Genomic DNA, 13907 nt, shown 5'->3' on the forward strand with positions numbered 1-13907 from the left:
TCTATCCAGCCTGCGGGCGCGCGCCGGACCAGGCGCGCTTCAGCAGGTCGCGGATGCCGCTCTCCTCGATCGGCCGCGGATTCCAGTAGGGATTTTTGGTGGCGAGCGCGGCGGCCTTTGCGATGCCGTCCTCGGGCATGCCGATCTCGGCGAGCGAGCGCGGCGCGCCGAGCCTTGCCGACAGATCGAACAGGCCGTCGGCGGCGTCAGCCGCTCCAAGCGCCCTCGCCGCGCGGCCGACTGAATCGCGCGCGGCCGGCGTGTTGTAGGCGATGGTATGCGGCAGCAGCACCGCATGGGTCTCGGCATGCGGCAGGTCGAACAGCGCGCCGACGGTGTGGCAGAGCTTGTGATGCAGCGCCATGCCGACGGTGCCGAGGCAGACCGCGCACAGCCACGCGCCATAGAGCGCGTCGGAGCGTGCCTCGAGATCGCGCGGCCGCGCGATCACGTCGGGCAGCGACGAGGCAAGCTTCGCAATCGCCTCCTCCGCCATCAGCGAGGTGATCGGGTTGCCGTCCCGCGCGTACAGCGCCTCGGCCGCATGCGCGATGGCGTTGAGGCCGGAGATCGCGGAGAATTTGGCCGGCATCGAGACGGTCAGGTTGACGTCGTAGATCACGGCCTCGGGCAGGATCTTCGGCGATGATTGCGTGGTCTTGACGCCGTCGACGGTCTCGCCGAGCACCGGCGTCATCTCGGAGCCGGCATAGCTGGTCGGCACGATCAGTTGCGGCAGGTCGGTGCGCAGCGCAATCGCCTTGCTGAGGCCGGTCGCGGCGCCGGCACCGATCGCAACCACGCCATCCGGCTTGAGCTCGCGGACGATCTCCATCGCACGTTCGGTCACCGCGACCGGCGTGTGCACCACTGCACCGTCGAACAATCCGGTCACACGGCCGCCGGTCAGGCCAGCGAGATCGCCGAGCTCGGCCTGCTGCCGCCGGCTCGCCAGCACCAGCGCGCGGTTGATGCCGAGCCGGTCGAGCTCGGCCGCCAGCTGCGCGACCGTGCCGACCCCGAACACGACCCGCATCGGACTGACCTGGTAGGTGAACGGCTGCGCCATGGCGATTTCCGAAGCGTTGGTCAGCCGCGGCGCCAGTCGCGCGGCGTGCAGCCGAAGCGGTGCCTGAAGCGCCGCGTGAAATGCGACAGGTCGGAGAAGCCCCAGTCGAACGCGATGTCGCCGATCGCGCGCCCGGCGATCGCGGGGTCCCTCAGATCGCGCGCGGCGCCATCGAGGCGGCGGTCCATCACATGGCTGGCGAATGTCGTGCCGGCGCGCTCGAACAGCTTGTGGACATAGCGCTCGCTGATGCCGATCGCAGCCGCAATGGCGGCAACGCCGAGCCCGGGCTCGCGCAGCCTGCGGTCCACGGCGCGGCGCAGCGCGAGCCACGTCGCATCGGCAAGGCCGGCGCTCTCGGCGACGCCGGCGCGGCCGCTGCGCGACAGGCTGAGCGCGACCAGATCGAGCAGCACGCCGAACAGCCGCGCGTTGTCCGCATCCGAAGCACGGAGCGCGGATGTGTTCAGGACCTGCGCCGTCTCGGTGATGAGATGGCCGACGAAGGGATCATCCGAGACCCGCGCCGGCGCGGCCTCGGGCGCCGACGGCAGCCGTTCATCCAGCGCCTCGGCCGGCACCCAGAACGAGGCGACCTGCAGCGCCGGGCCGCGATCGTGCAGCAGCGCGAAGCGCTGGCCGCTGTCGAAGATTCCGACCTGCCCCGGCGACAGGCTGATCTCGCGTCCCGCCTGCTGGATCCGGCAGCGGCCGGCGAGCTTCAGATTGAGGTAGTAACAGCGCCGGCTTGACGCGGCGATGTCGGCAGCGGAGCGCCGCACGACATGCTCCGGGAAGCTGACCCGGTTGACCGCGCCATCCCCGAGCCCAACGGTCTCGACGCGGGCGAGGAAGCCCGGCGTCGCCGGCGGCTCCGGCGTCAGGTTCATGAAGGCCTGGCAGATCGCCTCGCGGTAATAGGCAAACTGCTCGCCGGGCCTGGTGTCCGCGGTATTCCAGCTCAGCCTGCGCGAGCGATCCGCGGCGGCGATTTGCTGCATCAGTTCACTCCGAGCCCAGTCCGGTTCGGTTACAGCCAAGCGCGTTCTGTAGGCCCGGGTCAATATCCATCAGGAAGCGGATGAAACTTGCGCGTATCCCGGGCCGTCCGGTCGCGGCAATCGGTCTAACTAAACCAGACAGGGAGGTACAACATGTCGACCTATGTTCTCGTCCATGGCGCCTGGCATACCGGCGCCGAGTTTGAACCGGTTGCGGCTGCGATCCGCAAGGCCGGCCATGTCGTCCACACCCCGACCATCAAAGGCAACCGGCCCGGCGACCGGAAGGACTCCGGCCTTGCCGAGGCGATCCAGTCGATCGTGGATTATCTTGCCGAGCATGACCTCAAGGACATCGTGCTGGTCGGCCACAGCTATGGCGGCATGGTCATCACCGGCGTCGCCGACGCCGCCGCGAACCGCATCCGCCGCCTCGTCTACTGGAACGCCTTTGTGCCCAACAACGGCGAGTGCCTCAACGACATGGTGCCGCCGCACTATCGCGGCCTGTTCGACGCCATTCACGCCGAGCGCGGCGACGGCTCAGTGGTGCTACCATTCCCGATCTGGCGCGAGGCCTTCATCAACGACGCCGATCTCGAGACGGCGCAACGCGCCTATGACAAGCTCAACCCGCATCCCCTGAAGACCTTCCAGGACAAGATCGCGCTGCGCACCAATCCGGCCGAGATGCCCATCGCAAAGTCCTACGTGAACTGCACCGAGGACACCGCGATGCCGCACAGCCTGCCCTGGCATCCGCGGTTGTCGGAGAAGCTCGGGCTGTTCCGCCTGGTCCAGGTGCCGGGCAGCCACGAGCTGTGCTTCTCCAATCCCGAGCGCCTTGCGCAGGCCTTCCTCGACGCCGGCCGCGATTAGGCCACCGCCCTGTATGCCGGCGCGGTCGCGAGGAAGCGGGCATAGGCATCCGCGTCCGGCGGCGTGAACTTTTCGACGAGCGGGTTGCGGCGCGACGCCTTGGTGCCGATGTCCGCCAGCAGCTCGTCGAAATGCTTGAAGTGGTAGGGCGCGACGCACAGCCCGCCATAGACGCCCGCTGCCGGACGCTCGACGCGCTTGAAGTTCAGCATCATCGCGATGTTGCTATTCATCTCGGCCGCGCTCGGCTGCCGCGCCAGCTGGCCGTCGGCGTAGCGCACCAGCCAGTTCGCGGCGAGATCGGCGCACAGCACGGTGCAGAAGCTCGAATTGAAACCGACAAAGCCCATGTCGGGCAGATCGGGATTGGCGATCAACCGATAGAGCCGGTACTGCCCGTCGGGCTCGACCAGCTTGTTCTGATACTCCTCGGGCAGGAACGGCACGCCGAGCTTGTAGCCGATCGCGAGCACGGCGACATCGGCCGCGACGCGCTGGCCGCCGCTCATCACGATGGTCTTGCCGTCGTAATGGTCGAAGGTGCCGCGCACCGCCTTGATCCGGCCGTCGGCGACCATCGGATAGAAGCCGGGGGTGGCGATCGGCACCGAGCAGTTGACGCCGTCCTCGATCCGCTCCTTCGGCACCATGCCGCATTGCTTCAGCTTGAGCTGCATCTTCAGCATGCTCTCGAGCCCGCGCCAGTTCGCCCACACGAACGGCTTCGCCACGACATGCGCAAGGCGCGCCATCGGCCCGATGCCCCAGCTCGCAAACATCTGCTCCTGGGCGCGGATGTAGAGGATGCGCTTGAAGTTGACGAGGCCGCCGACGAAATAGGGAATCCGCCAGACCGGCTCGCGAAACACGATGGTGACTTCGCTGGCGCCGGAATTGACCGCATTCACCGCGATGTCGGTCGCCGATTTGGAGCCGCCGAGCACCACCACCTTGCGGCCCTTGGCAAGCGCTGGATCGCCGTATTGCGATGAATGCAGGATCTGCCCGCCCTGCGCCTGGAAGCCGTCCTCGCCGGCCAGCGGCAAGGTCTGCGGCTCGTTGAACTGCCCGGTGCAGACCGCGACGAAGTCGAAATCCTCGTGGCCGGTGGCGCCGTCGGTCGAGCGCAGCGCCAGCGTCCAGCCCGGCCTGCCGTCGGCACGGCGCTTCATGCCTTCGACCTTGGTGTCGAACCGCATCGCGCCGTCGAGCCCGTGGCTGCGGGCGTAGTCGCGCAAGTAAGCATGGACCTGCGGACCCTTCGGCCATTCCGGATAGGACTCCGGCATCGCCTTGTCGGTGTAGCGATAGAGCTCCTTCGGGCTCTGGGTCTGCACGTCGGGATAGGAGCGTGCCGGCTCCCAAACCCCGCCGAGATCGCCGCTGCGCTCGATGATGGTCACCTTGTGGCCGCGACCGGCAAAGGCCTTGCCGGCGGCGAGCCCGGAAATGCCGGCGCCGATGACGCACACATGCTTCTGCTTGACCATGAAACCGCTCCGAATTGAATGAACAGGTCCAATTTCGTTAAGCGCACGCGTCCCCGTCATCGCCGGAGCCAGCTCCGGCGATTGCTACCTCGCGTGCGTATTGTCTGTTTGGCCGCCGGCTAGTCGTTGGCTTCCGGCGGCAGAAAATCCACCTCGTGCTCGGCGGAGATACGCACCACCTCGACGGGGTCCTGCAGATTGTGCAGCTTCTCGAACAGCGCCTCGAGCTTCTGCATCGGCGACACCCAGAACAGCGCCCGCGCCGGCTTGTCCGACTTGTTGAAATAGCCGTGCGGGATGCCGCGCGGCATGCGCACGAGGTCGCCGGCCTTGGCCTGCACCCAGACGCCGTCGAGCTTGAGGTCGAGCACGCCTTCCTGCACCAGGATGAACTCGTCCTGGGTCGGGTGGATGTGTACCGGCACGAACTGGCCGGGATCACTGTTGGTCTCGAACGCGAAGGTCGAGTCGGTGATCGCCTTCGGATAGTAGACCTGGCCCAGGATATTCCAGGTCTTGCCGCCGTAGCCGGTGCCGGTTCGGGTAATGCCTTTTTCGAGCGTGCCCATGTCAGCCTCTCCAGTTTTGATGCGCATTGCCGGCACGGAGCCTGTCGCCGGCCGCCGATGCTGTCTAGCCGATAAACGAATCCGCACCCGGCACCTCATGCTGCAATGCGGGAGCGCGGCACCGGCCGGCTGCTGCCCAATGCCGCCGCATCCGCCTGCGCTCAGATCGGGCAGTTTGCGCGACGAAACGGCGTTCCCCTTTGCCGCGGGATGCTCTAGGCTACATGATGTTTTAGGCCTCAAACAACTCCGGACGGCCGACGTGACTGCTGTTGGCAACGAGGTTTCGGCAAGCGCAAATTCTCCAAGCGCAAGGCTGACGGATTTCGCGCGCGTCGCGACGGCGCGCGTCGATGACGCGGCGGAAGCGATCGGCCGCATCTTCTGTCCGCACGATCTGACGCCGGTCGATCATTCCGCGAGCGATTTCTCCGCGCATCACAATTGCGCCGACTTCGACGGCTTCTCCGTCAACTATGTCGCCTATGGCGGATCGGTCGCGATCAATCCCGGTTGCCTCGACCGCTTCTTCCTGTTGCAGATGCCGCTGTCCGGCTCGGCCTCGGTGCGGACCGCCGCGCGCGAGCTCACCACCGGACCACGACACACCGCCTCGCTGCTGTCGCCGACCATTCCGACCGAAATGACCTGGCGCGGCGACTGCGCCCAGTTGATTTTGCTGCTCGACCGCAAGCTGGTCGAGCATCGCGCCGCGGCGCTTGGCGGCGTGGCGGTGAGGCCGGTCGAGTTCGATCCGGCCGTCGCGCTGAGCGGGCCGCTCGGGCAGACGCTCTCGGCCAGGATCGAGCATCTTGTCACGGCCGCCGAGCAACTCGGGCCGCGCAAGACCTTGTCGGCGGTCGCGGCGGCCGATTGGCGCGAGTCGTTTCTCAATGTCCTGCTCAACGGGCAGCGGCACAGCCTGAGTTCGGCGATCGATGTCTTCAACGGCCGCACTGAGGCCCAGCCGGCCGCCTTGAAACGCGTGCGCGCCTATCTGGAGAGCCGGGCGACGGAGCCGCTGGACCTCGCCGAGCTTGCGGAGATCGCGGGCACCGGTATCCGAGCGCTGCAACTCGGCTTCCGCCGTCACTTCGGCACCACCGTGTCCGAGATGCTGCTCGACATCCGCCTCGCCCATCTCAACGCCCGCCTCAAGACGGCGCGGCCGGGCGAACGCATCGTCGATATTGCATTCGACCTCGGCTTTACCCATCTGAGCCGGATGGCGAGCGCCTACCGCGCCAAGTTCGGCGAGAGCCCGAAGGCGACCCTGCAGCGGCTGAGCTGAGCGGCAGTTCCGGGCGGCCCGGCCACGCCCTGCCCATCCGGCCAGTATCGCCGTCAACCGCGACATCCCAGACTGAGGGAAGCCAACGGAGTTTCCCATGACCGAACCGAATATCCTGTCCTCGCTGTCGTCAGCCCTTGCGGAAACCATTGCGCGCGCTGCGCCCGCTATCGTCTCCGTGCATTCGCATCGCGCGCGCGCCTCCGGCTTTGTCTGGAAGGCGGGCCTCGTCGTCACTGCCGACGAAGCGCTGGCCGACGAGGGCGAGATCGAAATCCAGTTCGCCGACGGCAGCCGCAGGCTGGCGACCGTCGTCGGGCGCGACCACACCACCGACATCGCGCTGCTGCGCGTCGATGGCGACGCCGCCCCCGTCAAGCTCTCGACGGGGAGCCCTGCGCTGGGATCGCTCGCGGTGATCGTCGCCGCCGACCGCGGCGCGCCGACCGCGCGGCTCGGCATGGTCGCACTGTCGGGCCCGGCCTGGCGCAGCCTGCGCGGCGGCGAAATCGATGCACGGATCGAGCTCGACGTCCGGCTGCGGCACAGCCAGCAGGGTGGCCTCGCGCTGAACGCCGCGGGCGAGCCGTTCGGCATGGCCGTGCTCGGCCCGCGCCGCGTGCTGACGATCCCGGCTACGACCATCGAGCGGGTCGCAACGCAGCTCGAGAAGAGCGGCCGCATCGCGCGCGGATATCTTGGCGTCGGCTTGCAGCCGGTCCGGCTCGACGACGGCCTCGGCGCGATGGTGATGAATGTCGACAAGGCCGGCCCCTCGGCCGCCGCTGGCATCCGGCAGGGCGACGTGATCATTGCCGTGAATGGCGAGAAGCTGTCCGGCGTGCGAGCGCTGTCGCGCGGCCTCGGACCGCAGAGCGTCGGCACGGTGGTCGAGCTCACCGTGCATCGCGGCGGCGAGCCGCTGAACTTCAAGGTAACGGTCGGCGAGAGGCCCGAGACGTGAGCGGTGAGCCGGCCAACGACATCGTCATCGCGCTCGAGGTCGACGACGCCGTCCTCGCCGACCGGCTGGCGACCCTGCTCGGCAGCGTCGCAGGCCTGCGGCTCGCCGCGCCGGGCGAACAGGCCACGGCGGCGGTCGTCGCACGCAACCGCGAGGCCGCGGGCGCCGGCGACTTCGAGCTGACGCCGCGCGAGCTCGACGTGCTGGCGCTGCTGGCCGAAGGCGCATCCAACAAGATGATCGCACAGCGGCTCGGGATTTCTGTCCACACCGCCAAGTTTCATGTCGGCTCCCTGCTCGACAAGCTCGACGCCACCGGCCGCACCGACGCCGTCGCCCATGCCGCGCGGCGCGGGGTGATAAATTTGTGAGGGGCGGGATTGCTGTTGTAGTGACGCTGAGCTGAGATCTCTCCATCCGTCGTCCCTGCGAAAGCAGGGACCCATACGCCGCGGCGGATGTTGCAGGCGGGACTCATCATTGTCGTCCTGGCGAAAGCCAGGACCCCATAGCCACCGCATTTGATCGTGAACGAGATCGTGGCCCAGCGTCGCGCAACAATGCGCACTTGGGGTAATGGGTCCTGGCCTTCGCCAGGACGACGGCGAATCTTCATACGCACTCGTCAGTCGCACGCAGCCACTGCACAGCGACCCCAAATCAGTGATTGGGAAAATTCCGCCCTGCGGACACCCGGCTCAGTATTCGACGGATACAGACGCCTTCACGATCTGGCTATGCAATCTTCAGCCAACAAGAAGAAACGGCATGAAGAAGCTGATCGGTCGTCATCGGGACATTCAATACACACTCACCAACATCGAACCCGACCTCTGGGGTTGGTCGTTCGACATCAACGGCAAGACCAAGCAAGGCACCACGCGCGCGCGGCTCGACCTGCTGGCGCGGCGGCGCGTCTGCACGCTGATCGATCGCGAATTGAAACGCGCGGAACGTACCCGGCCCAACGAGCCTGACTGATCACTCTCCCCGGTGAAAGTCCATTGGACGTACCGCGCCTATGAGAAATGAAAACTCCCGCAGCACCGGCTGCGGGAGTTGTTGGCATCGGTGGTCGCGGGGAGGTCCAACCACCGATGCCGACATTCGAACCCTGTCAGGCTGTTTTGGCGAACATCGTCAGGACGCCATCGGCGATGTTGATAGCGACGACCTGCGACGAAGTCAGGCCCTTGGCCTTGAGCGCGGAGACCGCCTGCGGTGTCGCGTCAATCGACTTCCGAAGCGACTGGATATCGTCCTCCTTTGTCTTTGCGATGGCATCCTCGACCTTCGATCGCATCTCGGGCTTGAGGTCCTTGATGTCCACGACCTCTATGCTCCGGATGACAGTGGACTGATCAGATGCCTGCGGCGGCGCCTTGGGTTGTGCGCCTTGCGCTTGCACCAAGGCGGGCGTTCCGAGGGCGAGCGCGGCAACAGTGACGAATGCAGTGAGATTGCGCATGGTCGATTCCTTTCCGAGTCCTTATCCGAGTCAGCAAGCGATAAAACCTACGCGCGAAGTTTGGCCGGCGTCTGATTTTTCCGTGGCCATTCATTGGAGCCAATGCGACCGCAATGCGGGTGTCGAAGCCCGCCCGGCCGCCGCGTCGACGTCCAGCGCGCGACTGACTACAATTCGATGACGGAAATAGCGATCCCGAGCCGTGGTCCGGCGTAGCGCTTGTCATCCGGCCCACCCTCGCCGCACCCGACCTTCCAGACCGCCGGCCATGGGAACCGCTCGAGCCCCGTTGCCGATATCGCCGCCCACGACGTCCAGCGCGTGTCACCGCTGCGTCGCCACAGCACGCCGCCCGGTCCCATGTCCGGGTAGAAGGCGATGTCGAGGTCGAAATCGCTGTTGGCGCCGAGATCGGGACCGATCCAGTAATAGGGACTGCGTCCGCGCTCACGTCCAAGTATCAAGGTGAGCGTCTGGTTCGGTCCGCGCAAGCCCAGCCAGAGCGGTGCGATCACGCCGGGCGCGGGCATGCAGAGCAGCGTTTGTGGCGCGGCAGTTCCCGCGGCGGTGCGGCCCGACAGTTTCAAGGCGAACACCGTCGCGGGCGCCAATGTCCCCGACAGCGGTGCAGGGCTGGTCCCGCGCGGCAGCGGCGTCCACGCGGCCTGGTCCGGCGATGGCAGCGGCCATGTGAGCTGCTCGCGCACCACACCTTCGGTATCGAGCACCTGATAGCGGAACCCATCCTGATCGAGCGCGGCTTGCACGCAATGCAGATACTCGACGCCTTCGGGCATCCGGTGCGCGGTGCCCGCACCCGCCGTGCAGACCTGCAACACACCGCGATGAACCTGGACGTCGAATGCGAGAATGTGGCTGCACAGATAGGCGGTGACATCGGCGCGGACGAGGATATCCCAGAACCGCTCGCGGTATTCGTGGCCGATCTCGCGCCGATAGCTGCCGCTGTAGCCATTGATGGGGTACACGGGATGATGGCCCAGCACCAGCTTGTGCCTGGCGTCGTTGTGCTGTGCGAGGACCGCTTGCAGCCAGTCGGTCTCGACATGCCCCTCGCCGCCGAGGCCGCTCCAGAGTGTGTGCACGAACACCATCAGGAGATCGCCGCAGCGAACCCAGTAGGACAGCCCCTCCTGACCGGGCGGGCCGTTGCGCGGCAGCTGCAGCACCTCGCGGAACACCGCCTCGCTCATCTCGTCATAGGTGGTGTGGTTGCCAGTCGTGTGCCACAGCGGCACCACGCGCCGGTCGAGCCAGGACATCTCGACCTCGAACCAATGCCGCCATTGCGCGCGCAGCGCGTCGGCATCCGCGGTGAGGCCGATGATCTCGTCGCCGGGGAACAGAATGAATTCGGGCGTGGGATGCAGCCGGCGCGCCACGTCGTTCACCGACGCGAAGGTGCGCTCATGCAGCGCGCCCGGAACGCCCGAGCAGGCATCGGCATAGATCACGAACTGGTGGCCCGAATTTCTCGGCAACAGAGACGGAATTGCATCATCCATGGTCGGACCACGTCCTCGCGAGCCACATCATAGAGGAAGGCAGACTGATCGCTCAAGGCAGACATTCGCAGGCGCAAGGTTGCAGGCAGCCGGGGCTTTTGAGATCGTGTGCCGCGCATTGCATACGTCCATGACAAGGAGTTCCGGCGTGGCCATCCTGAAGGACTTCAGCATCGGATTCTACAAGATCCCGCTCCCGGTGGTGCTGAGCGACAGCACGCATGGCGAGATCAAGGCGTTCGAGCTCGTCACGATCCGCGTCCGCGATGCCGACGGCGCGGAAGGCACCGGCTATACCTACACGGTCGGCCGCAATGGCGGCGCCGTCGCCGATATCCTGGGCCGCGAAATCGGCGAGATCGCGCGCGGGATGGAGGCCGAGGACACCGAGCAGCTTTGGCACAAGGTGTGGTGGGCGCTGCATTACGGCGGCCGCGGCGGGCCGGCGGTGCTGGCGCTGTCCGCGCTCGACATCGCGTTGTGGGACCTCAAGGCGCGGCGGGCATCGCTGCCGCTGTGGCGGCTGCTCGGCGGCTTCGACCGCCGCGTGCCCTGCTATGCCGGCGGCATCGATCTTGATCTGCCGCTGGATGGATTGCTGAAGCAGACCGACGACAATCTGGCCAAGGGCTTTCGCGCCATCAAGATGAAGGTCGGCCGGCCGAGCCTTGCGTCCGACGTGTCGCGCGTGAAGGCGATGCGCGGCCATCTCGGCGACGAGTTTCCGCTGATGGCCGACGCCAACATGAAATGGACCGTCGAGGAAGCGATCCGCGCCGCGCGCGCCCTGCAACCGTTCGACCTGACCTGGCTCGAGGAGCCGACCATTCCGGACGATGTCGCGGGACACGCGCGCATCCTGCAAACCGGCGGCGTGCCGATCGCAGCCGGCGAGAACCTGCGCAGCCTGTGGGAGTTCAAGCCCTATATCGCCGGCGGCGCGCTGTCCTATGCCGAGCCCGACGTCACCAATTGCGGCGGCGTGACCAGCTTCATGAAGATCGCCCGCCTCGCCGAGGCCTTCAATATTCCCGTCACCAGTCATGGCGCGCACGACATCACCGTGCATCTGCTGGCGGCGTGCCCGAACCGATCCTATCTCGAAGCGCACGGCTTCGGCCTCGATCGCTACATCGAGCATCCGCTGGTTCTGGAGCAAGGCATGGCGACCGCGCCGGATCGCCCAGGGCACGGCATCGCCTTCGACTGGAAAGGCCTGGAGCGGCTCAGCGCGGGATGAGGGACGGCTGGCTCGGGCTATCGGCTACAGTGGCGGATGAACCTTACATCCCTGGCGTAGAGGTACGTGTAAGGGTCCACCTGTTCGAGCGCGTGGTGCCGCATCACCCAGTCGCGAACCTCGGGCGCATAGGCCGACATCATCAGCTGGGTCTCGCCGGGGTTCATGCTGCGGTCGCCGTGATGTGCAGCGTGAAACATGAAGTAGCCGCTCGGGGTAATGCAGATCTTGTTGAGGGGAACGGTCCCCAGCACCGTCGTGCAAGAAGACTTGCAGCGACCATCGATCACCACGCGATCATACTCCGCATTGACTTGCCGGTACTTGTAGATGTGCGCTGCGGTGTTGCCGCCAGGGTCGTGAAGATAGTAGATCTTCTCTGCGCGTGCGAAACCCGTCATTACCAAGGTGAAGATCGCGATACTGACCACGGCGAGTATCCGATGCATATCACTTCCCCTCTTGCGGCCCTCTCTACTTCAACGGGCATTGCGGCATGAGGTACTATGCGTGGGTCGGTTTCGCAACTTCCGCTGTTGGAGCCTTGGGCGGACACAATTGGACATGTTGGCGACATCCGCCGTCGAAACCAAGCCGGAAGACATAACCTCAAGTCGCGGATCGGGTCTGCGAGCAGGTGCCCTAGTCGCGCTCACGCCAAGCTGCTAGCCTTTTGCGCTTCGGATTGCCCAAAGCGCGATGAGATCATCGCACTTTGGCTCATTGTCTGAGCATGATCCTTTCGGAAAACCGCTTCACACTTTTCCGGATCATGCTCTAGCGAGTTAAGGGATCGGAGCAAATGGACAACCGTAGTGATGTTTGGCGCGGCGTCGACGCGATCAAGCCGCGTTTCATCGAATTGAGCGACCGGGTCTGGGCGATGCCCGAGGTCTGCTACACCGAGGCGCGCTCATCCGCCGAACATCTGGCCGAACTGCGCCATCAGGGTTTTCGCATCACCGAGAATATCGCCGACATCCCGACCGCGGTGATGGGCGAATGGGGCGAAGGCGGCCCGGTGATCGCCTTCCTCGGCGAATATGACGCCCTGCCCGGTCTCAGCCAAGAGGCCGGAATCGCCGAACATCGCCCGGTCGAGAGCGGCGGCCACGGCCATGGCTGCGGACATAATCTGCTCGGCTCCTCAGCGTTGCTCGCCGCGACCGCGGTGAAGGACTGGCTCGCCGCCAACAAGGTGCCGGGGCGCGTGCGCTATTACGGCTGTCCCGCCGAGGAAGGCGGCGCGGCAAAGGCCTTCATGGTGCGCTGTGGCGCGTTCGAGGACGCCGACATCGCCATCACCTGGCATCCGCATAGTTTCTGGGAGGTGGCGGTGACACCGTCGCTCGCCAATACCCGCGCCGACTTCATCTTCACCGGGCGCACCTCGCATGCGGCGGCCTCGCCGCATCTCGGGCGCAGTGCGCTCGATGCGGTGGAGCTGATGAATGTCGGCGTCAACTACATGCGCGAGCACATGCCGAGCGACGCCCGCGTGCATTACGCGCTGCTCGACACCGGCGGCATCGCGCCCAACGTGGTGCAGGCCCATGCCCGCGTGCGCTATTCGATCCGCGCCCGCGACTTGCCCGGCATGAACGAACTGGTCGAGCGCGTGCACAAGATCGCGCAGGGCGCGGCGCTGATGACCGAGACCAAGGTGGAGATGAAGATCATCTCCGCGGTCTCCAACATCCTGCCCAACACGCCGCTGGAACAGACGCTGCACCGGATCATGGAAGAGCTCGGCCCGCCGCATTTCGACGACGCCGACAAGAATTTCGCCGGCAAGATCCGCGCGACCCTGACCGACAAGGACATCGCCTCGGTCTATTACGCGATCGGCATGGAGCCGACCGACCGGCCGCTCGCCGATTTCCTGGTGCCGATCGACGCCAAGCGCAATCCGCTGATCGGCTCGACCGACGTCGGCGACGTCAGCTGGGTGGTGCCGACCGTGCAGGTCCATGCACCGACGGTTGCAATCGGCACGCCGTTCCACACCTGGCAGGTTGTGGCGCAGGGCAAGACGCCGGCCGCGCACAAGGCGATGGTACAGGCCGCCAAGGCGATGGCCGGCCTCGGCGTCAAGGCGCTGATGGAGCCGGAGCTGATCGCGGCCGCCAAGGCCGACCTCAAGAAGCGGACCACAAGAACACCCTATGTCAGCCCGCTGCCGGCGAATGTTGCACCGCCGTTGGACATGTCGATCGCCTGAGAGCCGCATTGAGCGGGCCGGACCTGCTCTCCGGGATCAAGCAATCGCATATCCCCATCGTCATGGCCGGGCTTGTCCCGGCCAACCACGACCTTCTCACGCGGAAACGGAGACGTGGTTGCCCGGCACAAGGCCGGGCATGACGAGTTTGTGGAGGGATCGAGCGCATATGCGATAGCTCGGCCTTCA

Annotated in this window: 14 protein-coding genes; 7 read left to right on the plus strand and 7 right to left on the minus strand. The window is 66.0% G+C overall.

Features of this window, described 5'->3' with window-relative positions:
- Position 1: 1 nt before the first annotated feature.
- Both ACE10X_RS34435 and ACE10X_RS34440 read right to left on the minus strand, forming a co-directional pair.
- Entirely contained in the window at positions 2–1069 is a 1068-nt protein-coding gene (locus tag ACE10X_RS34435; RefSeq protein WP_038386217.1) for a maleylacetate reductase, read from the minus strand.
- Between the two features lie 20 nt (positions 1070–1089).
- Positions 1090–2070, minus strand: a complete 981-nt coding sequence (locus tag ACE10X_RS34440) for a helix-turn-helix domain-containing protein (protein WP_038386216.1) — start codon at positions 2068–2070, stop codon at positions 1090–1092.
- Between the two features lie 153 nt (positions 2071–2223).
- Here ACE10X_RS34440 and ACE10X_RS34445 point away from each other — a divergent pair, with 153 nt between their 5' ends.
- Entirely contained in the window at positions 2224–2949 is a 726-nt protein-coding gene (locus ACE10X_RS34445) for an alpha/beta hydrolase (RefSeq protein WP_038386215.1), read from the plus strand.
- On the opposite strand, the gene ACE10X_RS34450 is transcribed toward ACE10X_RS34445, so the two are convergent.
- Positions 2946–4439 (minus strand): NAD(P)/FAD-dependent oxidoreductase, encoded by a 1494-nt coding sequence (locus ACE10X_RS34450; RefSeq protein WP_038386214.1) that lies wholly within the window; start codon positions 4437–4439, stop codon positions 2946–2948. The genes ACE10X_RS34445 and ACE10X_RS34450 overlap by 4 nt on opposite strands.
- A 119-nt stretch (positions 4440–4558) precedes the next feature.
- Positions 4559–5008, minus strand: coding sequence for a cupin domain-containing protein (locus ACE10X_RS34455; protein ID WP_016842394.1), 450 nt, complete (start codon positions 5006–5008; stop codon positions 4559–4561).
- A 262-nt stretch (positions 5009–5270) separates the two neighbouring features.
- Between ACE10X_RS34455 and ACE10X_RS34460 the strand changes: the two genes are divergently transcribed.
- The 4 genes from ACE10X_RS34460 to ACE10X_RS34475 all read left to right on the plus strand — a co-directional run bounded on the left by ACE10X_RS34460 (position 5271) and on the right by ACE10X_RS34475 (position 8244).
- Complete coding sequence (locus tag ACE10X_RS34460; RefSeq protein ID WP_038386213.1) at positions 5271–6299, plus strand: AraC family transcriptional regulator; 1029 nt, start codon at positions 5271–5273, stop codon at positions 6297–6299.
- A 97-nt stretch (positions 6300–6396) separates the two neighbouring features.
- Positions 6397–7263: a S1C family serine protease gene (locus tag ACE10X_RS34465; protein WP_304556788.1), complete on the plus strand. Its 867-nt coding sequence runs from the start codon at positions 6397–6399 to the stop codon at positions 7261–7263.
- On the plus strand, positions 7260–7634 hold the full coding sequence (locus ACE10X_RS34470; RefSeq protein WP_028342536.1) for a response regulator transcription factor: 375 nt from the start codon (positions 7260–7262) through the stop codon (positions 7632–7634). The genes ACE10X_RS34465 and ACE10X_RS34470 overlap by 4 nt, the downstream gene beginning before the upstream one ends.
- 397 nt (positions 7635–8031) lie before the next feature.
- Positions 8032–8244: a hypothetical protein gene (locus tag ACE10X_RS34475; RefSeq protein ID WP_028342537.1), complete on the plus strand. Its 213-nt coding sequence runs from the start codon at positions 8032–8034 to the stop codon at positions 8242–8244.
- Between the two features lie 136 nt (positions 8245–8380).
- Here ACE10X_RS34475 and ACE10X_RS34480 read toward each other — a convergent pair whose 3' ends face one another.
- Complete coding sequence (locus ACE10X_RS34480; RefSeq protein WP_028342538.1) at positions 8381–8731, minus strand: hypothetical protein; 351 nt, start codon at positions 8729–8731, stop codon at positions 8381–8383.
- A gap of 167 nt (positions 8732–8898) precedes the next feature.
- Positions 8899–10257 (minus strand): metallophosphoesterase, encoded by a 1359-nt coding sequence (locus ACE10X_RS34485; protein WP_038386208.1) that lies wholly within the window; start codon positions 10255–10257, stop codon positions 8899–8901.
- A gap of 148 nt (positions 10258–10405) precedes the next feature.
- Here ACE10X_RS34485 and ACE10X_RS34490 point away from each other — a divergent pair, with 148 nt between their 5' ends.
- On the plus strand, positions 10406–11497 hold the full coding sequence (locus ACE10X_RS34490; protein ID WP_038386207.1) for a mandelate racemase/muconate lactonizing enzyme family protein: 1092 nt from the start codon (positions 10406–10408) through the stop codon (positions 11495–11497).
- A gap of 17 nt (positions 11498–11514) precedes the next feature.
- On the opposite strand, the gene ACE10X_RS34495 is transcribed toward ACE10X_RS34490, so the two are convergent.
- Positions 11515–11928, minus strand: a complete 414-nt coding sequence (locus ACE10X_RS34495) for a hypothetical protein (protein WP_244435878.1) — start codon at positions 11926–11928, stop codon at positions 11515–11517.
- Positions 11929–12299: 371 nt separating this feature from the next.
- Between ACE10X_RS34495 and ACE10X_RS34500 the strand changes: the two genes are divergently transcribed.
- On the plus strand, positions 12300–13718 hold the full coding sequence (locus tag ACE10X_RS34500) for a M20 family metallopeptidase (RefSeq protein WP_038386206.1): 1419 nt from the start codon (positions 12300–12302) through the stop codon (positions 13716–13718).
- The last annotated feature ends 189 nt before the right edge of the window (positions 13719–13907 follow it).

It is taken from the genome of Bradyrhizobium sp. Pha-3 (assembly GCF_042258325.1).
GTDB lineage: Bacteria > Pseudomonadota > Alphaproteobacteria > Rhizobiales > Xanthobacteraceae > Bradyrhizobium > Bradyrhizobium elkanii.

What these genes read in the sequence shown, in the direction of transcription:
- ACE10X_RS34475 (WP_028342537.1), top strand. Translation starts at nt 8,032, where the DNA reads ATGAAGAAGCTGATCGGTCGTCATCGGGACATTCAATACACACTCACC.
- ACE10X_RS34440 (WP_038386216.1), bottom strand. Translation starts at nt 2,070, where the DNA reads ATGCAGCAAATCGCCGCCGCGGATCGCTCGCGCAGGCTGAGCTGGAAT.
- ACE10X_RS34455 (WP_016842394.1), bottom strand. Translation starts at nt 5,008, where the DNA reads ATGGGCACGCTCGAAAAAGGCATTACCCGAACCGGCACCGGCTACGGC.
- ACE10X_RS34435 (WP_038386217.1), bottom strand. Translation starts at nt 1,069, where the DNA reads ATGGCGCAGCCGTTCACCTACCAGGTCAGTCCGATGCGGGTCGTGTTC.
- ACE10X_RS34445 (WP_038386215.1), top strand. Translation starts at nt 2,224, where the DNA reads ATGTCGACCTATGTTCTCGTCCATGGCGCCTGGCATACCGGCGCCGAG.
- ACE10X_RS34465 (WP_304556788.1), top strand. Translation starts at nt 6,397, where the DNA reads ATGACCGAACCGAATATCCTGTCCTCGCTGTCGTCAGCCCTTGCGGAA.
- ACE10X_RS34450 (WP_038386214.1), bottom strand. Translation starts at nt 4,439, where the DNA reads ATGGTCAAGCAGAAGCATGTGTGCGTCATCGGCGCCGGCATTTCCGGG.
- ACE10X_RS34480 (WP_028342538.1), bottom strand. Translation starts at nt 8,731, where the DNA reads ATGCGCAATCTCACTGCATTCGTCACTGTTGCCGCGCTCGCCCTCGGA.
- ACE10X_RS34500 (WP_038386206.1), top strand. Translation starts at nt 12,300, where the DNA reads ATGGACAACCGTAGTGATGTTTGGCGCGGCGTCGACGCGATCAAGCCG.
- ACE10X_RS34485 (WP_038386208.1), bottom strand. Translation starts at nt 10,257, where the DNA reads ATGGATGATGCAATTCCGTCTCTGTTGCCGAGAAATTCGGGCCACCAG.